13 protein-coding genes and 6 pseudogenes are annotated in these 23,127 nt (G+C 52.9%); 7 read left to right on the top strand and 12 right to left on the bottom strand.

The features are described from left to right. Both orc4 and ACFQJB_RS14880 read right to left on the bottom strand, forming a co-directional pair. Positions 1-1,232: pseudogene (gene orc4, locus ACFQJB_RS14885) on the bottom strand (DNA replication protein Orc4). Between the two features lie 889 nt (positions 1,233-2,121). Further along, the gene (locus ACFQJB_RS14880) at positions 2,122-2,445 is read right to left on the bottom strand and encodes a hypothetical protein (protein WP_379728650.1); all 324 of its coding nucleotides are present in this window, start codon (positions 2,443-2,445) and stop codon (positions 2,122-2,124) included. A 140-nt stretch (positions 2,446-2,585) separates the two neighbouring features. Here ACFQJB_RS14880 and ACFQJB_RS14875 point away from each other — a divergent pair. Beyond that, positions 2,586-3,511, top strand: a pseudogene (locus tag ACFQJB_RS14875) (MarR family transcriptional regulator). Beyond that, positions 3,508-4,311 carry a DUF6036 family nucleotidyltransferase gene (locus tag ACFQJB_RS14870; RefSeq protein ID WP_379728648.1) on the top strand — a complete coding sequence of 268 codons (804 nt, stop codon included), beginning with the start codon at positions 3,508-3,510 and terminating at the stop codon, positions 4,309-4,311. Before ACFQJB_RS14875 ends, ACFQJB_RS14870 begins: the two are co-directional and overlap by 4 nt. Positions 4,312-4,420: 109 nt before the next feature. On the opposite strand, the gene ACFQJB_RS14865 is transcribed toward ACFQJB_RS14870, so the two are convergent. Beyond that, positions 4,421-4,567 carry a hypothetical protein gene (locus ACFQJB_RS14865; RefSeq protein ID WP_379728680.1) on the bottom strand — a complete coding sequence of 49 codons (147 nt, stop codon included), beginning with the start codon at positions 4,565-4,567 and terminating at the stop codon, positions 4,421-4,423. A 348-nt stretch (positions 4,568-4,915) separates the two neighbouring features. On the opposite strand from ACFQJB_RS14865, the gene ACFQJB_RS14860 reads away from it, so the two are divergent. From ACFQJB_RS14860 to ACFQJB_RS14850, 3 genes are all read left to right on the top strand, one after another. After that, positions 4,916-6,094: an ISH3 family transposase gene (locus tag ACFQJB_RS14860; RefSeq protein ID WP_379728646.1), complete on the top strand. Its 1,179-nt coding sequence runs from the start codon at positions 4,916-4,918 to the stop codon at positions 6,092-6,094. A 614-nt stretch (positions 6,095-6,708) separates the two neighbouring features. Further along, positions 6,709-8,529: a PAS domain S-box protein gene (locus ACFQJB_RS14855; RefSeq protein WP_379728644.1), complete on the top strand. Its 1,821-nt coding sequence runs from the start codon at positions 6,709-6,711 to the stop codon at positions 8,527-8,529. A 59-nt stretch (positions 8,530-8,588) separates the two neighbouring features. Beyond that, a complete protein-coding gene (locus ACFQJB_RS14850) occupies positions 8,589-9,194 on the top strand; it encodes a sensor histidine kinase (RefSeq protein WP_379728642.1) in 606 nt (201 codons plus the stop codon). 822 nt (positions 9,195-10,016) lie between these two features. Here the strand turns inward: ACFQJB_RS14850 and ACFQJB_RS14845 are convergent. The 6 genes and pseudogenes from ACFQJB_RS14845 to ACFQJB_RS14820 form a co-directional block, all read right to left on the bottom strand. Beyond that, entirely contained in the window at positions 10,017-10,586 is a 570-nt protein-coding gene (locus ACFQJB_RS14845) for a hypothetical protein (protein WP_379728640.1), read from the bottom strand. Between the two features lie 214 nt (positions 10,587-10,800). Continuing rightward, a pseudogene (locus ACFQJB_RS14840) lies at positions 10,801-11,110 on the bottom strand (transposase); the annotation flags it as partial. 64 nt (positions 11,111-11,174) lie between these two features. Beyond that, complete coding sequence (locus ACFQJB_RS14835) at positions 11,175-11,417, bottom strand: hypothetical protein (protein WP_379728638.1); 243 nt, start codon at positions 11,415-11,417, stop codon at positions 11,175-11,177. A 699-nt stretch (positions 11,418-12,116) separates the two neighbouring features. After that, positions 12,117-14,320 (bottom strand): annotated as a pseudogene (locus ACFQJB_RS14830) (CDC48 family AAA ATPase). Between the two features lie 192 nt (positions 14,321-14,512). Beyond that, positions 14,513-15,772: pseudogene (locus tag ACFQJB_RS14825) on the bottom strand (RNA-guided endonuclease InsQ/TnpB family protein). 288 nt (positions 15,773-16,060) lie between these two features. Beyond that, a pseudogene (locus tag ACFQJB_RS14820) lies at positions 16,061-17,030 on the bottom strand (sodium:calcium antiporter). A gap of 87 nt (positions 17,031-17,117) precedes the next feature. On the opposite strand from ACFQJB_RS14820, the gene ACFQJB_RS14815 reads away from it, so the two are divergent. Further along, entirely contained in the window at positions 17,118-17,678 is a 561-nt protein-coding gene (locus ACFQJB_RS14815) for a DUF2391 domain-containing protein (protein WP_379728636.1), read from the top strand. A gap of 12 nt (positions 17,679-17,690) precedes the next feature. Here ACFQJB_RS14815 and ACFQJB_RS14810 read toward each other — a convergent pair whose 3' ends face one another. From ACFQJB_RS14810 to corA, 3 genes are all read right to left on the bottom strand, one after another. Next, on the bottom strand, positions 17,691-18,647 hold the full coding sequence (locus ACFQJB_RS14810; RefSeq protein WP_379728634.1) for a mechanosensitive ion channel family protein: 957 nt from the start codon (positions 18,645-18,647) through the stop codon (positions 17,691-17,693). Positions 18,648-18,822: 175 nt separating this feature from the next. Further along, a complete protein-coding gene (locus ACFQJB_RS14805) occupies positions 18,823-19,380 on the bottom strand; it encodes a sugar O-acetyltransferase (RefSeq protein WP_379728678.1) in 558 nt (185 codons plus the stop codon). Positions 19,381-19,603: 223 nt separating this feature from the next. Beyond that, entirely contained in the window at positions 19,604-20,590 is a 987-nt protein-coding gene (corA, locus tag ACFQJB_RS14800; protein WP_379728632.1) for a magnesium/cobalt transporter CorA, read from the bottom strand. A 715-nt stretch (positions 20,591-21,305) separates the two neighbouring features. Between corA and ACFQJB_RS14795 the strand changes: the two genes are divergently transcribed. Then, complete coding sequence (locus tag ACFQJB_RS14795) at positions 21,306-23,060, top strand: PAS domain-containing protein (RefSeq protein ID WP_379728630.1); 1,755 nt, start codon at positions 21,306-21,308, stop codon at positions 23,058-23,060. Positions 23,061-23,127: the final 67 nt, after the last annotated feature.

Raw genomic sequence — 23,127 nt, 5'->3', positions numbered from 1 at the left:
CTACTCGCGAGTCCAGTCCTGCATCCGGCTTTCCTCGAGGATCGTTTCGCGGACGACCTGGGGATCTTCGATGAGTCGGTTCTGGAGGTGGATGCCGCCCGCACTTCCCTTGTTGATCTTCTCGATTTCGAGAACCCCGAGGAAGGCTTGCTCTTTCAGGATGTCGCGGAACCGCCGGACGGAGAGGATATCCATATCGAGATCGTTGCAGATGCGTTCGTACTGATCGTACACCCGACTCGTAAGGAACGCATCGTCGTTGCTGTTGACACTCAGCTCCGTGAGTGCAGCAACGCCGCCTTGGCCTGCGTGGGTGCCCCGTTCACAATTTCTCTGAACCGATCCTTTTCGGCGTGCTGCTGTGCCTGGCGAACGTGTTCCTCCGTCACTTCCTCTGCCTCGGCCTCGTAAGCAACCTCCCCGGCGTGGCGAAGAATATCGATCGCCTTCCGAGCATCGCCGTGTTCCTGCGCGGCGAAGGCCGCCGAGAGCGGAATCACGTCATCAGAAAGGACGCCGTCCTGAAAGGCATCCTCGCGATTGAACATGATCTCCCGGAGCTGGTTGGCGTCGTATGGCTTGAAGAACAGCTCCTTGTGCTGGAAGCTGCTTTTCACGCGCTCGTTCACGTTGTCAACGTACTGGATCTTGTTGCTGATCGCGATGACACCGATACTACAGTCGATTTTCCCCGCCTCCTCAGCACGCGAGAGCTTCATCAACACGCTGTCGTCGTTCATCAAGTCGATCTCATCGAGGATGATGATCACTGAATCGAATTGAGCGTCGAGCGTCTTCCAGAGGAGTTTGTAGTATTTCGACGTACTGAGACCGGTATGGGGCACGGAGATTCCAGTCGAAGGTTCATCGTTAAGCTTCGCGGCAAGTGAGGAGATCGCCTGAGTCTCCGTGTTGTCTTCAGCACAGTCGATATACGCAGTTCCAATCTCGACGCCATCCTGAGCGGCGTTTTGTGCTCGTTGACAGACGTGTTTTGAAACCAGAGATTTACCGGTTCCCGTTTTTCCGTAGATCATCACGTTCTCCGGGGAGTACCCGTGGACAGCACCGTTAAGACGTTTTGCGAGTTTCGAGATTTCCTCGTCGCGACCGACGATCCGGTCAGCCTCCGGAACGTGGCCGATTTTCAGGAGATCCTTGTTCGCGAAGAGACGATGCCCGGACTCAAAGAGTGGATCGTCGACAGAACTGGGGGAAGAGTCGGGTGTCATTGAATATCAAACGGTGTGAGCGGGAAGAGTATAAATCTGGTGGAGAACGCCACCCCACGTTTCCGACGTTTCTTGTACGATACCAGCGTGAAAAAGCCGTAATTCGGCGGAATTGGATTACTGACAAAATAGCCTCGTTTCCGACGTGAGAGAAGAAACCCGTAGACAGGAGCGTCGTATCGATATCGAACCCCGAACCCACACACCCCACGTTTCCGTCGTAATGACCGAAAAGGTATGGTGGGGACTCGAAGAAGAGGTTCACGGCGAGTTACCAGAGACGAGAGCGGTCAGCCCTCTAAGACTAGCCGTCTATAGAAGCGGCTGGGAAGGATTGTTTCATCTGAGAGGATGAAGACCTCATCCTCTCTTCGGATGAAGTATACTCAATGAGCGTTTTTCACCTATGGTACTTTAATCTATCTATCCTAAAAGTTAATTCATTTTTAGATCAGGTGTATTATTATTGGCTGCACACCACTATCGTAGCCTCTCCCTCCATTGTTGTAGAGAACGACGGAAACGCGGGGGTGTGATCCCTCCGAGATCAGCGTCCCTCCCTCCCTCACATCCAGTTACGACAGAAACGCGGGGTGGGTGTCCTCCCTCATCGAGTTTTATGCACGCTATCAATCGACGGCAGAGTCACCACACCCCTGGTCACGAGTGTATATCTCAACACTTCGAGAACGTGTTCTATTTCTATCGATGTGATCGAAATAACAGGCGTATCCCCATCATCTATGTGTAAACCGCTTCAGTATCCGATTCTCTTGATTTCTACCGTTCGAATTTTATCTCGCACACGGGGGAAGAAGACACGAATTCCTCCGTAAATTCACTTTGCACACGGGGTATGTGATCCCACGATATCCCGTACGTTGGTGGCTTACTCGTCGGAACTGACTGGGCCTTTATATTTGGATTTGACTTTGTCTCCCTCTCTCCACTGCCAGTAGTAGTAGCGGTTGTCGTTGATTTCCTTGATCGTGATTGTGGCCTTCGACGGGACATCGTCTGGGAGATTATCTGGTCGTTTTTCGATCTCGTCGTCATCCGACTCTTCTTCGAGACGGGCCTCGCGAGCTTTGTGCTCTGCTAGCTCTTCGGCGTAGCGTGCGACATGCTGGAGCTGGTCTGGGGAGTAACTGTTGAGTGTGTTGACGATATCTGTCTGGAGTTCCGCCGGTGGAGTTGGGGGTTCGTACGACATCGATTGCCCTTGTGTTAACCAACAGGGTCTGCTAGATCATAATTTTGTTGGTTAAGACGACGTGAACCGGCTTCTATTCCTCCCTGAATGTAACATTACTCGAAACTAATTTATATATGAGTTTCGTAATATGTTATACTGTGCTTCGCCGTATCGAACTCGATGTCCTCGCCACGGTCGACCGCGGCGACACGATCTCCGAACTCGCAACAAAACTCGACCACAGCGAGAGCTACTTATCTCGTGCTATCAACGACCTGACTGAGAAGGGCCTCGTCTACACCGAACGAGATGGCCGCCGAAAACGGGTCGTCCCATCTGACGCTCGCGCTGTTGAGATCTACCAGGATCTTGTCCGCCAACACTCCCACATTGGGTTCTCTGGCTGGTGACTGGAAAGTCTCTTGAGGTATTATACTATCTCGACCAGCCGCGAACCGTCGCCGAGATCGCAGACCTCAGCGACAACTACCGCAACACGGTCAACCGAGTGCTCAAGCGATTACGTGACCGGGGTCTCGTCGGGACGGCCGATGGTCACTATGAGTTCAACGCCGACTTCGACCTTCTCAACGAATTCGCATGTGAACTCGTACACCATTCACATCGCCGCAGGCTCGATTCCGTCGCCCCGAAGGGGACAATTCTTTGGGAGGACTACGACGAATTTCTTGCCCAAGCTGAGGTGGAGATCGACGAAGGAGGATTCCATGCAACCGGACTCGCTCGATTCGCAGCCTTCGACCTCCAATTCCTGCTAACTAGCCGCCGCTACTACGTCTACTCCGAGGAACTTGACGAAGTCTCGCCGGCGGAGCTCTGCTGTCATACGCTGCTGATCGACGACGGCAGTCGCCACAGATCGTACTGTCTCCTCTTGCTCAGCCACGTCGATGTTGACGAGGAGAATCTCCGAAGGCAGGCGGCGAAGTATGACCTCGAAGACGAAATCGACGCCTTGTTGAGCTATCTTAAGACGCACGGTGATATCGACGACGACCGTCTCCCGGAATGGGACGAGTTCCGGGATCTGGCGGCTGATTATGAGGTGTCACTCCCACCATGAGACCAACATTCGGACGCGAGTACATCGAGAACGAATTCAAGCGCATAGACGATGGAATATCTGAACCGCTCACAGTCTACCTGATCGGTGGTGGTGCGATGTCGCTGCGTGACCTCAAAGGGGCGACGAAAGATATCGACCTGGTCCTCGCGCATGGTGACGCATACGGGCAGCTGTGGGGTGTCCTGATGGATCTCGGGTATACGGAGATCCAGTCACTCGATCCTGATTACAGAGCGTTGGGGGCCACGAGCTGCGTTGAGAACGACGATGGGTGTCGCCTCGATATCTTCAACCAGCAGGTGGCAAACAAGCTCGTCCTCACCGAGGGCATGCAAGAGCGAAGCGAGCCGTTCCTCATGACCGAGCGATTGACTGTCCGGCTGGTCAGCAACGAGGATATCTTCCTGTTCAAACTGATCGCGGGCCGTGATGACGACATCGAGGACATGAATATGCTCGTGCAGGCCGGCCTCGATTACGACGCTGTTGGGGATGAACTCGACATCCAGATCGAACGCCTGCGTGACGACCAGTTCGTCACATTCGCGAATGAGGCCTTGATGGAATTAGAGGAGCGGTACGGGGTGACCACCCCCATTGAGGGACGCGTTCGAGAACTCACAAACAGGTACTACCGGGGGCTCGAAGTCATCCAGGTACTCGACGAGCCGATGGCAGTCTACGAACTGGCCGCAGAACTTGAACTAGATACCGACGAGGTTCACGACCGGATCGCGTATCTCTCGTCGTTCGACCGGGTCAAACGAGATGGGAACACAGTCCGTCTCGTAGAGTAGCTCAATCGCTACCCTACGAGAAAGGAAGACGGCCGTCTGGGAAGAACACCTGGAAGCGGGTACACGCATCTTGAGGTGGGACGATCTCTCACCAGTTTTCGCTGGAGCCTTAGCTATCGAACATCGGCTCATCGCTCCCGTAGCCGACGGTCGCCCCGCCGGTCGGCGTCCAGTCTGCTGGGAGCTGGTACGCCTCGTCTTCGAGCACCCGAAGAACGGCGTATTGGAGATACTCGTGGGCTTGGTTGTCTGTCATTCGATCGACCTAGCCGTGCTGCTCGGCAACGTGCTCGGCTTCCTCAAAATCCGTCGTGAGTCCTCTATTGAAAATGGAAGATTGTGTCGGAATTAGACCATAACTCACTGGCAAAACGAGGCTGAGAAGTCGACGGCGAACGCGTCTGCGTCGTAGACAGGCAGCACGACCACGTGGCAATCCTCTCGCAAACACTTACCTCAAACAGGCTTCAAAAACAGTCCAACACAGAGTTCGATGCTCCACGAACACATCCACGACGCCTTCGATGCCTTGGAAGACCGGGACGGTCAATCAAGACTCAGTACCTCACAAAGGCTGTAAGTTGAGTGGTCTGCTTGCCGAGGTGTGAACAACGAAAATCAGCAAGCAGACGGTGAAATCCATGAAGACCAACTCCTTAATTTCCTCGTTAACGCTCTCAATGGTTCGTTTGGCGTGAGTTTCGGTGAAAACGCTGACTTCGAACCCGAGGACATCCACGAGGTTCTCGTCGGCGCGACCGCCGACGGAACCTCGATCTCTACGCTCTGCGACCGGAGTAATGATAGCCCATCAGGGACGAACGTCCTTCATCACCTCAGGACAAAATTCGACCTTGAGACCGTTAGCACGGCTGGAAACACGCTTCTACAGGAACACACGCTTGAGTTGCTCCCCGAGCAGGTGGAGATCGTCATTGATCTCCACCTGCGGCCCTACTACGGTGATAGAGACGAGACTGACGGCCTCTATTACAACGAGGCAAAGGCTGGAACCACTGCATTCCATGCCTACGCCACACTGTACGCCCGAGTCCGAAACAAACGCTACACGTTGGCGGTGCGCCGTCTCACAGACGGCGACACCGCCGCCGAAGTCCTCGCAGAGTTCCTCGGACTGCTTGATGACTTCGACTTCGAAGTCAAAGCGCTCTACGTTGACAGTGAATTCTACGACGGCAAGTGCCTCACGCTGATGCAGGCGCACAACCACGCCTACGTCGTCCCGATCATCAAGTGGGGCAATGCAATCAAGAAAGAGCTCTCTGAGGGTTGGAGTCGTGAAATTGAGCACGACCTCACAACAGAATTCGACGGTCACGAATGGACCGTCGAATTCCCGGTGATGATCGACTGCACCTACCAAATGGGCCGATACGATGAACACGGGGTAGCGCGTCACGGCTACGCCGCTGACGCGCCGTTCATCGATACTCCACGGCAAGCACGAAAGCACTACAGCAAGCGGTTTGGCATCGAAGCGACCTACCGGTTGTCTGAGTCATCACTGATTTCGACGACAGCAACCGATCAGACTCGCCGGCTGTTATTCGTGGTGATCAGCCTCCTCTTACAGAATGTCTGGCGATATCTGCACTGGGAATATGTGGCGACGCCCCGCCGGGGCGGGCGTCGCCTCTGGTGGTGGCCGTTCGTAGAATTCATTCAGATGATCACCCGCGCAGCGTGGAACGCTCTGTCAGTGCGGCGGTCGATCCCAGCCAATCGGCCACCTGACGACCGATTTGAACGGTCGCTCTTGTGAAGCACATTGTTGGTGGAGAGCCGTCTTGCGATTCAGGGAGTGCTGAAAATCAGCTGTGGCTGAGTCGGATCAAGGTTGTCACCAGCTGAACGCGGGATTCTACTACCCCTACACGAGTTTCGCCAGTGCTACCAACAACGTGCTTCACATGAGCGTTGAACGGTAATCACCCTGCAAACAGGGGCTTCAGCCAGTGGCAACGCTGTCGTGTCGGCGGCTCTCCACCGCCGACTGCGACAGCTCGGTTCATCACTTGATCGGCCTGACCGTCAACTTCCAACTCCATCGACTGGTTTAGCGTGAATTGACCCGTAAGCAGCAGTTAGCTGGAGATGTTTTGTGAGGTACTGAATCTGTAGCCGATACTCGGTTGCTCAGCTATCCATCAACTAATGGATAGACTGAATCGGCCACTGCTGAATACAAGGCGTGTATCTTTGACGTTCTGAGTGTAAAATTCATATCATCCACCGAATACATCTCTGTGCGCGATATTATATGAAAGAAATCGGTGTCAGCAAGGCATTCACCTTGATAAAATCAATATCTGGTGCCACTCTTTTTGCTGCAAATTAGAGCCTTTGTTTTTTAAGCAAGAACATTAATATATAATAATGCACAAATCAGCGCGTATTCACGTCCTCTATATCGATGGTGAGCCGGAAGTCGCAAAGGAGGCAGCCGATATGCTCACACGTGAGAATGATCGGTTCACCGTCGAAACTATCCCGAGTATCAGTGAGAGTTTGGATCGGCTTGATACGGCCGACTTCGACTGCATCGTGAGTAAATATCAGATGCCCGGTCAGAATGGCATCGAATTTCTTGAAACAGTCCGTGAGGAGTATCCTGAGCTTCCATTCATTCTCTATACAGCCAACGGGACGGAAGCGATTGCAGCCGAGGCTATCTCACTGGACGTAACCGACTATCTGCAAAAGGAACTCGGGACTGACCAATACACGACACTGGCTAATCGTATCATAAATGCCGTTGAGTCATATCGATCCCAACAACTTCGTACTGAACGTAATCAAAATCTGCTTCGGTATGAGTGGATGGTTAATTCGATGCAAGAGCCCGCCTGCATCTATGATGAGGACGGCCGATTCGAACTCGTCAACGAGTATTTAGCGGAGTGGTACGGTACAACCCGCGAGGCACTGAGGGGTGAATCGAGTGATCTAATTGAATACGTTAGAGAGGAAGCTGTCGATGCAGATCCATTTCAGGAGCTCCTTGATGGTCAAAGAGACAAACTCACTGGTGAACTGTCCGCAGAGTTTCCCAGACGTGGGTATGCGGTCTTAGAGTATCAGTTGACTCCGTTGCTTGTCAAGGGGTCTGTTGAAGCTGTCGTCGGAGTAGCTCGGGATATCACTGAGCGGAAAACGCGCACACAAGAGATTCATCGGAACAAACATGCGATGGATAAAGCTCCAGTTGGTATCACTATTACCGATCCCCAACAAGCGGACAATCCTGTTATCTACGCGAACAATGGCTTTCGAACTCTCACTGGGTATACAGACGACGAGATACTTGGGCGTAATTGTCGGTTCCTCCAAGGTGAGAATACAGAATCCGAGCCGATCAACAAAATTCGAACAGCAATTGAGAAAGAAGAGCCTGTCACCGTCCATCTGCGAAACTACCGAAAAGACGGAACTGAATTCTGGAATCGCGTTTCTATTGCACCGGTTCGCGACGATACCGGTTCTGTCATCAATTACGTTGGGTTCCAACACGATATCACTGACCACAAACAGCGGGAATTAGAACTCGAACGGACCCGTGACCTGCTTGACCAGACAGAGCGTATCGCAGATGTCGGTGGCTGGGAAATCGATGCGGAGACGAATGATGTGTTCTGGACCGAGAATCTCTTTGAGTTATTGGGAGGCACATACGATGAGGAACCACCACTGGAAGAGGCACTAGATATCTATCACGAGGACGACCGACAGATTGTCGAGAACGCAGTCGAAACCGCACTTGACGCTGGAGACTCCTTCGACGTGGAAGTGCGGTTCCACCGACCAGATGGCGAACTCCGCTGGCTCCGAGTTCAAGGTACCCCAGTGACTGAGGGCGAGACTGTTGTAACGCTTCGTGGGACGGTGCAGGATATCACCGAGCAAAAGCAGATTGAACAGGAACTCGAAAAGGAGAAACGTCGCTTCCAGACGATTTTCGAACAGAGCAACGATGCGATCTTTCTCTTAGATCCGAGCAACGACGCAATCGAGAATGTCAATCCACAGGCTGAGGAACTACTCGGATACACACGCGATGAATTCGTCTCGTCGGTTGCGATTTCAGATGTTCATCCGGACAAGACAGACCAGTATCGTGACTTTCTGGACCATGTGCAAGCGAAGGGCAGCGGTCGGACAGATCGATTCGGGTGTGTGAGTAAAAGCGGCGACAACTAGAGTGTGAAATCTCAGCTTCATCACTCCACATTGATGGGGATCAATTACTGATTGCGAACGTGCGGGATGTGACCGAGCGCAAGGAGTATGAAGCCCGACTCGAAAATCAAAACGAGCGGTTAGAGGATTTTGCAAGCGTCGTTTCTCATGATCTTCGGAATCCGTTGAATGTGGCTCAGGGGCGGTTGGACTTAATTATGGAAGACCACGAGAGCGAGCATCTCGACGCCATCGAACGCTCCCATAATCGGATGGAAGCCCTCATCGAGGATTTGCTGACACTTGCTCGGGTTGGGGACGCAGTGAGTGATCTTGAGACTGTCGAGCTGTCAGAGCTGGCCTCTACGTGTTGGGCAAATGTCGAAACCGACACTGCTTCAATGACTATCGATACTACCCAGACGATTCTGGCTGATACGTCTCGTCTCAAGCAGGTATTTGAAAATCTCATGCGAAACGCAATCGAACACGGTGGTGAGGATGTGGCTGTCACCGTCGGGACACTAAACGATGGCTTCTATATTGAGGATGACGGCCCAGGAATCCCACCAAACGACCGTGATGAGGTGTTCAAATCCGGGTACTCAACGAACCCGGACGGAACTGGATTTGGACTGCATATTATAAAACAGATCATCGAGGTCATGACTGGACTATCGAGTTGACTGAAGGATCCGACGGCGGTGCCCGCTTCGAAATCACGGACTGTGAGCTTCCGACTGAATAGCACCTCTGCATCGGTCACCAATTCAAATTTATCTAAGAATACCATCACAATTCGAGTGATGAATAGACAGCGCGAATCGGTCACACGCGGGCCAGTACGAACACTCACTTAGGGCCCGAGGGAGTAACTCCATGCAATGAAACGGCGGTCCGTTATCATCGCTGCTGGGGGAATTGTTCCCCTCTCTGGATGTTCATCCTCTCCGTCCGAGAGTGCCAACATCCAAATTGCCAATCAAACTGGGCAGGAAGTCTGGAAAGAGATATCTATTCAGAGCGAAAGTGGACTGTTCTCCGACCCGCAAACCGTCTATGACAGGCGAACGAGACAACCACCGACGACCTCCTATCGTTCGACACTCACCGATGTTGCTCCCCCGGGAACTACGAGGTCACAGTCACGTTCGAATCCATTGAGACGGAGCAACAGACCGTCCCTCACACCACTCGCTGGAATCCTACAGGCGAGAAGAGTGAGTCTCTCATCATCAGTTTGGGGCCTAACTTCGATGTGGAATTCTTCACACAGTAGACGAGATAGGCTCTTGTGCTTGGGGGTACCACGATTCCACTCTCTGTCAAGGGTGATGCTGCACAGAGAGTCCGGATTGGTTCTGGAGTTCGCATACTATCTGGAATGGGAATCACACCCTTTCGTGTGCTTACGAGTGCGTTTGGTACAGTCTTGCTGAATACAACTTCTGAGCCTTGTTTAGACGCGTAATGCAAAAGATACTGAATTAAGTGGGGAGAAGGAATCTTCACTTCGGATTAACTTCGTTCCGATAGAATAGCCTCACTAATGATCCGATAATAAGGGCAATTCCAAGGGCGTATCCGGCTATTTTTACCACCGCGAATGGATCTGATACGTGTTTCGTTTCAACAGGCCGAACCAAGAGGTACCGGTCATCCTGTCTAACTACTGTTGCGTTCACACGCTTTGATGCCGTTTGCTGGCCATCGAGTACCTTCCTAATAACGGGATCTGCCTCGTCTGGTCTGACGGCCACGTGATTCGCAACAACTTCCCCTGAGACTCTCGCCGCCTGCAGCTGAAAGGTGTCGTTAGTCACAGATGCGTGGATGCGGTAATAGTGGTCGTGGACATCGTCCGCCAGATATCGGACATCAATAAGGTCGAGTACCCTTGGTTCGAGCGAAGATCTTGGCCGTGTGAGTGTCTCGTTCCTCGCCTCTCGGACGAGCTCAACTTGACTCCCGAATCCGTATGTTACATTTGATGTCCGGTACAGCTCCTCGACACTCTCTTTATCGGCGAAATCAAGCTCCGCTACTGAATACGAATACTGTGTGTCGGGACCGACCATTACCGACAACTGGATGCATAACCAGCAGTACTCCAATAAGCAAGCCAATGAGTGCTTTCGTGGAGGGCACATCCGGAAACTGTCCTCGAAGTGTCATTAACCCTGTCGGTTCAGTCACGCGGCGAGTGTTTCTCCTGAAATCGACGAAGGTAGAGAACAAGTTCGATATTCTTACAGCCGCTTTCAAGACGAGTTCTCAGAATTGACGGAATCACGTGCGTGCTCTGAGAGTGTCACCATACCGTTGCTAGAGCACAAAGAAGGCAGCTTCAACCACCGACCGTCGTCGGTAGATATTGTGTTCATGGCGAGCGTTGTGCGCTACATCCAGCGGATAGAATTCTCGGTGTGTGATTATTGGCCGAACACCAGATTCCCTAAGTTCCGCACGCAGATCGTCCCAGTCATACCCCTTTTCAGAGGGTGATGGTCTGTAGTTGGTTGATATTCTGCGTGAGTACCTGCCACCAGAAGTGGGTATCGTGAGGCTGCTTCATCCAACAGGAAGTATCCAAGACCGTACTCACGATTTGGGTAATGAATAGCGGGCGCTTATTCAGCAAACAGTTCGCTACATGAGTGGCATCGTCACGCTGTTTCGTGCCAGTAATCAACAGTGCGATAGAGGATGTAGAGGAGGGCATTGAGGAAGCCTACTATCACCAATAACTCCCCAAGCTGCGTAAAGACCCGCTCAAAAGAACTTGTGAGTTCGGTCAGACCGTAAGTGAAAAACGCAGCAAGCACGCCCCAAATAAGAATTATTGCCGCGATACGTACACCGTCTGCGACGTAGTCTGCGACAGACTGTGGTTCTGGAATAGTGGTCACAGTAAATTTCACACCCCATTTTAGTATAAATACTCTGGAATACTCAAAACCTCATTTAGCTATTAGTTCGCTGACGCTGTGGAAAACACACGGCACAGGTTCGTCGCTCAATTATTTCACTGCCCACCGGGACGCCGTGAGATCCACATCAATCAGAGTTCGTCCACACCAGTAGTGCGACTCCGGTGACTGATACTGACACCCCGAGGAGAATGAGGCCGAGATACGCCACCGCAATCGATCCAAGATCCTGTATGGCCGAATGGTACTGGTCAGTCGTATGCAAGAAAAGCAATATGGTGCCTACAACACTAACGAGGAGCCCGACAACGTTTGTCCAGAGTCCTACTTTTCTCATGGTATCATCTCTTGTATCTGAAATCAAACGGAGAATGTGTAGCATATCTTAATTGTCTTTTGTCTCTTCAATCTGTGGCCGGTAACAGCATAGCCACGCTCGTCGTGAGAGAGATTTCTGTGTTTCGTGTGGTAAATGCAATAATAAGTAAGAAACATTGCAGAAGTAACGTCCTCTAGGGTGAGTGCTATCCATCCCGGCAGCTGGTATCAAACCCAGGTTCGCCGTTCTCGACGAACTTCAGAAGGATGGACTGCGTTGTAGTGCTCTTCTTACCATGCAGTCCGGAATACTAGATCCTTCGCCTTACTCAAGTGCAAATAGCGTGATCGAACCGTGGGTTATACTTCCTCGATACCGCCATCGAGTTCATCGTCGTCCCGTGTGAGGTCCTCCAGTGCCGCTTCGAAGTGAGCCTGCGTGATGACACGGTCCTCGATCGGCGTCGACTCCCCGTCGGCTTTGGCGTGAACATACTCTCGAACGGCCGTCGTCGCAGCCTCACGACAGAGGGCGGCCAGATCGGCACCGACGTAGCCCTCAGTTTCGGCCGCGAATCCGTCGAGATCGACATCATCGGCCAGGGGTCGATCCCGCGTGTGAATCTCCAGAATCGCAAGTCTGGTCTCTTCATCGGGTTCGCCAACCTTGATTTTGCGTTCGATGCGCCCAGCTCGTGTTAATGCGTCATCGATGAGGTCGGGGCGATTCGTGGCCGCGATTACAACTACATCTTCCAGTTCCTCAAGCCCGTCGAGTTCTGTCAGGAGTTGTGAGACAACGCGTTCGCCGACCTGATTATCGTCGCCGCCACTGCCTCGCTTGCTCGCAATCGCATCTATCTCGTCGAAGAAGATCACAGTCGGAGCGTTAGACCGAGCCTTCTCGAAGATTTCCCGAACGCCTTTCTCGCTTTCACCGACATACTTGTCGAACAACTCCGGGCCTTTGACCGAGATGAAGTTGGAGTTGGCTTCGTTCGCAACGGCCTTGGCGAGCAAGGTTTTCCCCGTGCCCGGCGGGCCGTGAAGCAGGATACCCTTCGTCGACTGGAGATTGAAGTGCTTGTAGGCATCACCGTGCTCCAGTGGCCACTGGACCGCTTCCTGCAGCCGCGCTTTGGTTTCTGCGAGGCCACCAACATCGTCCCAGACGACATCCGGCGTCTCAATAAATACCTCACGGAGCGCGCTGGGTGAGATCTCTCGGAGTGCGGTTCGCATGTCCGCGTCCGTGACCTCAGGTTTTCGAGCGTCTCAGCATCGATCTCGTTGCCGTCGAGGTCGAGATCGGGTCGCACACGACGGAGGGCGTTCATCGCCGCCTCGCGGACAAGACTTTCGAGATCGGCCCCGACGAAGCCGTGGGTGTTATCGGCGTACTGATCGAGGTCGACATCCTCCCCGAGCGGCATCTCACGGGTATGAATCTGGAGGACCTCTTTTCGGCCGTCGGTATCCGGTGCGCCGATTTCGATCTCGCGGTCGAATCGGCCACCACGGCGGAGTGCGTTGTCGATGGAGTCGACGCGATTGGTCGTCCCGATAACTGTCACTTGGCCGCGCTCCTCTAAGCCATCCATCAGCGACAGCAGTTGGGCGACGACGCGGCGTTCGCCCTCGCCTTGGGCATCGTCACGCTTCGGTGCGATGGAGTCGATCTCGTCGATGAAGATGATCGACGGTTCGTTCTCGCTGGCCTCCTCGAAGACCTCACGAAGCCGTTCTTCGCTCTCGCCTTGGTACTTCGACATGATCTCCGGGCCACTGATCGTCGAAAAGCTCGCATCGATCTCGTTGGCGACGGCCTTGGCGATCAGCGTCTTGCCGGTGCCAGGCGGGCCGTGGAGCAAGACACCCTGCGGTGCCTCGATACCGAGTGCTTGAAACAGCTCCGGATGGGTCATCGGGAGTTCGATCATCTCGCGAACCTGATCCAGTTCCTCATCGAGTCCACCGACATCCTCGTAGGTGACGCCAGGCACGTCGGCGCTATCATGAGCTTCCTCACCGCGACCAGCATCGGCTGGCTCGCCGGCGTGTTCGCTGATCGTGATCTCGGTCGACTGCGTGATGACCACGGTGCCGTTCGGGTCGGTATCGACAATCTGGATGGGAATGCGGCGGTTGGATCGACCCATCAGCGAGGCGAAGCCGAGCGCGAGCGGCACTGTCTGTCCCGGCTGTACCGCACGATTAGCGAGTTTCTCACGGATGTACGAGGTGAGATCACCGCTGATGCGAAGCCGACCAGGGAGTGTGATTGTGAGTTCGGCTGCCGGTTCGACATCAGCTTGCGCAACATCGACGAGCTGATCGATTCGGGTGCCGATTACTTTGCGGATTTGCCCGTCAATACCGATCACCTGCTGTCGGCGGTCGCCCGACCGGCCGGGACGGACGCGGGCGACTGCTGTGCCCGACTCGCCCTGAATGGTGACGAAATCATCCGCGCTCACGCCCAGTTCCTCCATGACCGACCGGTCAATAGCCGCAATACCCTGCCCGGCACTTTCTCTGTTGAGTGGTTTGACGCTTAGTTTCATTCTATTTTGACCTATATTAATATATGTTTACTACTGTATAAAGGTATTCATACGAATTATAGTATTATGAAAATGAAAACTTGATCGATAGAGGCTCCAATACACTGTCCTACTGTATTGACCTCCTCCTCCGCGTGAACGCGGAGGAATCCCACCACGGGATTTCAGGCCGAGCGACGCGACCTGTTGGTTTCAAGACGAATTCGTTCCAAGCGTCGGCTGCTGGGTTTCAGCATCGGCTTGGCTGTCTTGTGGCCCGGTCAAAGAGGCCCCATCCGTAGCCGAGTCATCGGCACCGGCCTTCTGACCGGAACTCCGGTCGCTTCGGCGGTGACTCTCTCCACTACGGTAGCGATCTGCAATGTTTATCGCCCCGTTCACGTCGGCTTGATACTTACCGACCCAACAGCCGTCGTTCAAGCAGCTGAACGTCGCCTGTCGTGGCCGGGAGCCTACTTCACCGCAAGCGTGACACGTCTTCGATGTGTTTCGGGGATTCACCGTCTCGACGGGAATCCCCTGCTCGGCGGCTTTGTAGCGAATCTGGGCGTGGAGCTTCGCGAAGCCCCAGCCGTGCAACCGTCGATTCATGTACTCGCCGTAGTCCATGGTCTCGCGGATGTACGTTAGGTCTTCCAGCACCAGTACCGGGTTCTCGACAGACTCGGCGTACTCCACGACCTCGCGGGTTACACGGTGGAACACATCGTCAATCTGATCCCACAGCGAGTCGCCGTAGGACTCTGTGATTCGCTCACTGCCGCGCTACTGAAGCCGTCGCTTGGCGGTGAAGTAGGTTTTGCGGAGCCGACGAACGGCCTTGCCGTCGTTGGCCCACAGTTCGGGGCGAACAGGAGAACCGCTCTCGTCGCGGTGACACACCGTGGCGAGACTCGCTTCTCCAATGTCCACGCCTATCGGCGTCCGCTCGTCGGCGGACGCCTCAGATTCGTCCTCCACGTCGCGGGTAACGGTGATGTGGAGATACCACGTTCCATCCCGCTCGAACAGCCGACTTTCACCCATCTCGGCGTCATCTGCGTACAACGCTTCGAGCCACTCCCGCTGTTCGGGATTGGCGCGTGCTGGAATCTAGAGGTTGTAATCCTCGTGGTGCGGGACTTTGACGTACCACTCGATAGCGTTCTGTGGCTGATGGTCAAGTTGCAGTCCCTCGTTGGTGAACCGAACCGGATGGTCGTCGTGAAGCTCGGCGGCATCGTAGCTGTTCCCACAGAGTTGTGGGACGTACTTCTTGAGGGCGTTTTTCGCGTAACCGCTCAGGTCGTACTCGACAACTACGTCGTTGGCCGCTGCCTGTGTGTCACAGCCAGCGGCGAAGGCGTCCTGCAGTGCCTGCTGGTAGGCGTCCCGCGTCTCACGAAGCTTCTGTCGCTTGTGGACGTTCGGATCTACAAGCTTCAGTTCAAGGGTTTTCGTGAGTTCAGCCATCGGTGGCGTACTCCATTGTATGACTATGTTGGGTAAATTTCTCAGCCATCCAAAGTGAAAGTGGAACAGTGGGAAATCCAGCAGTGCAATAGAACGGTGGCCTGTTACACTCTGCTGTCCGCTCAACCCCCGCCTGTTCGCTCCTCGGTTCCGACCGCGGTCGGATCGCTCGTCACTCACGGAAAGACGAGGGTATGCGCTCGTATCTTTATCAACTCTATTGTAGGCGAGAATCATTGTAGTAAATCCAATTTCCTGATTTAAAACCGGGATGAGCAATATTAGATATCAACCAAACAATCTAACAATCCACCGAGCTACTTCGATACTAGTAAACACAGCACCTTCCAGCTGAGAAAACACTCTGTCCGTCCAGAGTGCACCGATGATTAGCACAGTAAGGCCCCTAACCAACCAAGCGTCAGCAATGCTGTCATATCAACAGCGAGTGGTGAGGCGACTGCGGCAACACCCATGATGCCGGTGATATTGATCACATTACTGCCGATGACATTCCCAACAGACACTCCTACGCGGCCACGCTGAAACGCGATTAACGAGACAGCAAATTCTGGTGTCGACGTGCCTGCCGCGACAATCGTGCCACCAATAACCCACTCAGAGAGACCGACGCCCCGTGCCAATCCAGTGGCAGCACTGAGCAAAAAATCGCCGCTGAGTATGACCACAGCGATACCAAGGATACAGAATACGATGTCTCGCCCACGAAACTCAACAACCTCGGTAAGGGGGCCGCAATACCACCGAGTGTCTCAGTGGGGCTCGCTGATGCCTCAGCCTGCCTCGGTCGCACCAGCGAAGCCATGTAGACACCCAACAGACTGAAGAGCAGCAGCCCTTCGATGCGTGTCACGGTCAGATCATAGAGTATCGCCCCACCGAGTGCGGTACTCCCGATCAAAGCACTTCCATCACGCCGAAGCAGTGATAGAGTGATAGGAATCGCCCCCAGCAGTGCCAATCCACCCAGAATGAATCCGATATTGAATATATTTGAACCAAGCAGATTTGCCACAGCAATATCTCCGATCCCATCAACTGCAGCTCCGATCGACACCGATAGTTCTGGCAGTGATGTTCCTAATGCAACGATCGTGAGACCGATCGTTAGATCTGAGAGTCCAAGTTGTTTGGCCAACCGCACAGCAGCATCGACAAAGAGCCGAGCCCCGACCCACAAACCTACCACCGAAGCACAGAGCACGATGAACTGGCCGACGACGCCAGATTGAACCATTATCTATACGCTGAAGATCCGTGATAGAAAGCTTATCACTTTCGTCGCAGCCGATAGTTCTTGTAATCAGCGGTGAGACCCCACTGTATGGCACCATCCGAAGAGCCCCACGATATCGGTGATGTATTTGATCAGCTTGAGTTGTTGGCTGAGACTGTTGATTCCCCCGAAGAACGCGAACAGGTTGAAGAGGTAATGCGGATGGCTGTTGAAGCCGGTAACGCTGACAGCTCGTTTGGACAGGTAATTTGGGGGTTTGATCGAGCCGATGCTGCTGAAGCACTGCTTGGGAGCCTCCTGTTTGGGATCCCAATGGCTGTCGAAGGCGGCACCGAAGAGGTCGGCCGGTTTCTTGTCGCACACCCACTCTCGCTGGTCGGGACAATGTTGTTTGCGATCGGACTCACGACTGGTGTGCTGTATATCGCAGACATACAAGACGTACGCGTCAAACACCGGCTCTTCGGAGTGATCCCACGGCGATTGGCCGGAGTGTTGTCAATCTCATTCATCACAGCAGTATTGCTGCTGACTGCATGGGGGCGAATTAACTGGGCAATGACGCCACTGGCAATTGCAAGCGTAACCGTCGCGTTTGTGCCTATGTCAATCGGTGCCGCACTGGGAGATATTCTTCCTGGGAGTTGAACTGATCGACAGCTACCGATTTCGGCTGACTGGGAAGCTTGTCACGGTGGGCTGATCGTTGAACCGGTCTAGGATGCGGTCATAGAGTTCATTTTTCACCCGTGTACCTTGTCTAGGATGCGTAATATACCGAAGTCGAAGCTCGACCCAGGACTCCCCCTGCGTTATATTAACAGTTGGTTCATCGTTCACCTCCAATTCTACTGGCGTATCCGCAAGACGATCTCGAAAGTCAGCGATAGAATCGGCCATCTCCGTGCCGACGACCGCCGTGGCCTCCTCAACCATGATATCAGAGGCGACAGCGATGTCCGTTTCATAGGACACCTGCAGCTGTATTTCATTCCACACATATTGTGAGCCACCTCCGCCGAAGTTGGTTACTTCTGAAGACAAAACCACGCTATTTGGAACAGTCACAACACGACCAGACGGTTGGTTTGTTGAGATCAACTCGCCACCAATTTCCCAGATTGTCGTGACGAGAAAATCGACCTTGATCACATCACCTTTTGTGTCGCTAATTCGGATACGATCGCCGACAGAATACGGTCGCTTCACTATGATATAGAACCAGCCGAGCAAGGAGAGCAATGGTTGTTGGAGAGCAAACGTAACCGCAAAGCCAACCACACCAAATGAGAGTAATACCCCAATCCATTGATCTGTCAGCACACCAAGAACCACGATAAGTCCGGTCGTTCCAAATGCAAGCCGGAGTATGTTACGAATATCATGCAACCGGCGTTTTGTTGCCGTTCGTTGCAGAAATTGTAAGATCAAAACATATATTCCAATAAACCCGGACAACACAGCCATGACAAGAAGCAATTTGCTAATAAGGAATTCAGACGGATACGGCCCAATCATTGTACTGCCAAGGACGCTGCTAAACTGTGAAACGAGGTCACTGAGTCCTATCAAAGCGCCCGCGACAAGAATTGTGATCCAGCCAACGGCTCGGTACATGAACATACGGTAAATTCTGGGTACATAATCATCTTCCGCCGAGCAATTCCATGTGGCCTCAGACTGAGACTCGCTAACTTATCTCTGTATCGGCCACCCGATTACCTATCAACTAATGAATAGAATGATTCGCCGAGTGAGGAATCGTCAGCGCGTATTTTGCAGAGAAGTCCTCTTATTCTATTTCCTTGGTTACTGTTGCTGGATTCCCTTGAACGACAACATCATCTGGGACATCCTCGGTAACGACAGAACCGGATGCAATAACAGAGTTATCCCCGATGGTCACCCCCGGATTGAGGATCGCTTGACCACCAATCCAGACGTTGTCACCGATTGTCACCGGTTTGCCGTACTCTAATCCGTTGGTTCTCTCGCTCGCATTGAGTGGATGCGTCGCCGTATAGATGTGGACACCCGGTGCAATCTGGCAGTTCTGGCCAATTTCTACTCGGCACACGTCCAAGATGACACAATCAAAATTGGCATAGAAATTCTCGCCGACATGGGTGTTATACCCGTAATCGCAGCGAAATGGAGGTTCTATGTCGCAGGCATCGCCGCAGGAGCCGAACAGTTCCTCCAAGATGTTCTGTCGTTCAACTCCGTCATCTCCAGTTGTCTGATTGTAGCGTCTCGTTAGCTCACGTGCACGTTCACGGTCAGCCACAAGCTCAGGAGCGGCAGCGTCGTATAACTCTCCATTCAGCATCTTTTCTTTTTCACTGGCCATGGACATCATGATCGGTCGTCCGGATTATATTCCCCGCACCAGTCTTCATGACCAATTCAACTTCTGTATCGGTCACTCTACCACACATCACCGGCCGGATAGAAATACTCGGCGAGTGCTGAATAGACAGCGCATAGGCAGCGTCGATCTATTTCGATCGGGAAACAAAACTCCTTGAAACCCACCGACTCGAAGAGTGGAGTCCGGAGACGGTCCCTAAACCTCATATCCAGTTCTGTCGCCGAAAATGAACAAGTAACATCCCAGCGAGGATCGCCATCCCGATCATCACTGCAGGATACCCATACGTCCAGTAGAGTTCGGGCATCGCAAACGGCGAGTCGGCGAAGTTCATGCCGTAGACGCCGACCACGAATGTCAACGGAATAAAAATGGTAGCGACGACGGTCAGCGTCTTCATCACGTCGTTTGTCGACTGCGAGACGGTGTTGAGATAGATGTCCCGTGAGCCACTCGTGAGATCACGGTATGTTTCGATGAGGTCGACCACCTGCACCAAGTGGTCATACACGTCGCGGAAGTATTTCTCGTTGGCGTCGGCCACCTGCGGGATGTCCCCACGCGAGAGGTAGGCAATCGCCTCCCGGGCGGGCCAGGCTGTCTTCCGGAACGCGAGGAGATCCCGCCTGACATCGTTCAAAACTTCGAGAATCTGCGGGTCTGGCTCTTCGAGTACTTGTTCTTCGACCGCCTCGATGTCGTCTTCGATCTCGTCGAGGAGATCGAAATAGTCGTCGACGATCCCGTCCATGATCCGGTAAGCGAGGAAGTCCGTGCCGCGGTCGGCAAATCGGCTGGCGTTTCGATCCCATTCGGCAGCCGTCGGATCGATGACCGCGTCAACGCCCGTCGACATAGTGACCAGCCAGTCCTCGCCGATGAAGAAGCCGACCGAACTGGTTTGAACTTCTTTATGGAACTCAATCTCATCGCGTTGGCTGAGTTGGGTCGTCTTCATCAGGACGAACGTGTGTGTCTCATACTCCTCGGTTTTTGGGCGTGTGCCCTCGTTAAGCACGTCTTCGACAGCGAGTTGGTGGATACCGAAACGATCGCTGAGCGCGTTCATCGCTGTCGGGTCGGCGGCTGAGGCGTGGATCCACGTTTCCCCTGGCGCAGAGACGGCAGCATCGAGTTCGTCGTATCGTTCGACACCATCGGGGGTGTATACGACTGCATGGACGTTCATGCAGTCCCCCGTGCTGGGTTCCGGTAGCTAATACCGACAAGTGTGATCCCGACCATGACCGCTGTCGTCGTGAACGCTCGGGCGGGATACGTGACGTAAATCCCGACCACGTAGCCAATAAGCCCGACGAAACACAGTCCAGCTCCAACGAGCGTACCCCGATTCATGATACCGTATTATCGTGTGTGAAATAATGGTTGGCGGTTGGTTTGGATGAAAAACAGCTGAGCACACAACAAATCAAATTTCTCCCGTTCAAACGGTGATTGATTTGTCAAGTGGTGATACTGCGGGCCCGTCCGATGCAATAGCCGAGCCTCGGATCTATCGATCACTGGTTATCGCCGTCAAAAAATCTGCAGTGGAGGATCGGAAGACCAATCGTGTACCCCTACCTGAAGGGTCTTTCCGAGTGCCTACTTTGGCCTTCTCGGTTTCTGGCATAAGCTTTCTATCCTCAAATGAAAGGTCACTGCTGTTTACCTCTACATCGGTCACTCAGCTGTCTATCAACTACTGGATGTTTTGAGTCGCCAACTGCTGAATAGACAGCGCGTATCTTGCATTACTCATTGCTAGTTCAGGAGGTACTCAAGAGAACTCTGTGTTGCACCAAGGATATATAATATATCAAATGTGTTTGTTAACTTTTACACGGTACGTAATCGTTATTTTCGGTAGTGCGCTCAATTGACGGTATAGCTGTACACTCACGATGACCAAACCATCCCCAACCGAAAGGACGCTTCCTGCCCAGAAAGATCCGTTTGTAGTTCACAGTGACGGCACAGTGGAATACGCCAACGAAACTTGTCTCTCGTTACTCGGCAGTGAATCTCCAGACGAGATCATTGGGAAGCCACTGCTATCTTTCGTCCGTGAGAACTATCATGAGACGCTCACTGATCACTTTCATCGAATTAGAGCGGATGAAGCTGAGGCATTGGGGGTGGTCGTCGAAATCGCTCCTCTTCATGGGTCAGCCTGTCAGATTGTTATGGTAACATCGCCCGTTGAGTGGAATGAGACAATGATGCTCCAAACCACGCTTCTCGATATTTCTCAGCAACTCGCTGTCGAACCACTCTTCGAGCGGGCAATGAATGCCGCTCCGGTCGGAATAACGATTGCGGATGCGAACAAAAGCGACGAGCCACTTGTCTACGTGAGCGAAGAGTTCGCTAAATTAACCGGCTACAGTGAAGAAGAAGTACTCGGGCAAAACTGTCGGCTTCTCCAAGGCGAGGGTACCGAGGAGGAACCAGTTGCCAAAATGCGTGCTGCTATCGATGCCAAAGAATCCGTGAGCGTTGTGCTTCGGAATTACCGGGCCGATGGTTCGATGTTTTGGAACCGTGTTACAATCATACCGATCACCGGGAAAGATGCGACCGTCACACACTTCCTTGGCTATCAAGAGGATGTCTCAGAAATGAAGCTCTATCAGCAAGAAAAAACCATTTATCAGAAACACGCCGAGGCTGCTCCGTATGCCATGTTTATTACCGACCGTGAGGGGATTATTCAGCACGTCAACCCTGCCTTTGAGCGGACAACAGGGTACACAGCCAAGGAGGCTGTCGGACGAAATCCGCGACTACTCAAATCTGACCAGCAAGATGAGGCCTTCTACGAAAAGCTCTGGGGGACGATCACGGCTGGTGATGTATGGACAAATGAGCTTACTAACCAGAAGAAATCCGGTGAGCTCTATCGCGTAAACCAGACGATTGTACCGATCCAAAATGAGTATCAGGAGATCACTCACTTTGTTGCCATTGAGCGCGACATTTCTGAGACGGAATTCAATGAACAAGTATTCGACGTGATCAATCGTGTGCTACGTCACAACCTTCGCACATCGATCAACGTCATCGAAGGTTACGTGGAAATATTAAATACCAATATCGACACGCCGACGACTGCCACTGCGGTAGAAGCGATTACTAAGCGCACCGAGGCTCTCAAGCAACTTAGTCAAAAAACAAACCAGATTCGCGAACTCATCGAGACCCGTGATCAACACCACGTTATTAATTTGAAAGGAGTAACCGACTACATCGACAATTGTCACCGCGAGTACCCCGAGTTGACGATAGATCTCAGTGTCTCGGCAGACAATGAGCTCCAAATCAAGAACGGCGAATTACTCAACCTGGCGATAAGGGAAACCATCGAGAACGCGGTCACCCACAATGATTCTGATGAGCCACTCGTCACCATCACTATCCACCAGATCGATGGGGATGACAAGATTACCATTGAGATCGCTGACAACGGGCCCGGAATCCCGAAAGAAGAGTGGGATGTCATCGTTGCCAATGAAGAAACGTCGTTACAACATGGGAGTGGGATCGGATTATGGCTGATCTACTGGGGGATTACTGGTTTAGGTGGAACAGTCGAATTGACACAGAATACCGCCTACGGAAGCACACTCACCTTTCGGATTCCGGTTATTCACAACTAGTTGTCCAACTCTGAGGAGAGTCTACTCGTTGAGCCTGTCTTAGAGAGATGAGTATGGCTCCCATCGG

The sequence above is a fragment of the Halonotius sp. GCM10025705 genome (assembly GCF_042662885.1).
Taxonomy (GTDB): Archaea; Halobacteriota; Halobacteria; order Halobacteriales; family Haloferacaceae; genus Halonotius; species Halonotius aquaticus.
Note: the sequence above shows the minus strand (reverse complement) of the source record. Positions and strands in the feature narration are given on the sequence as shown.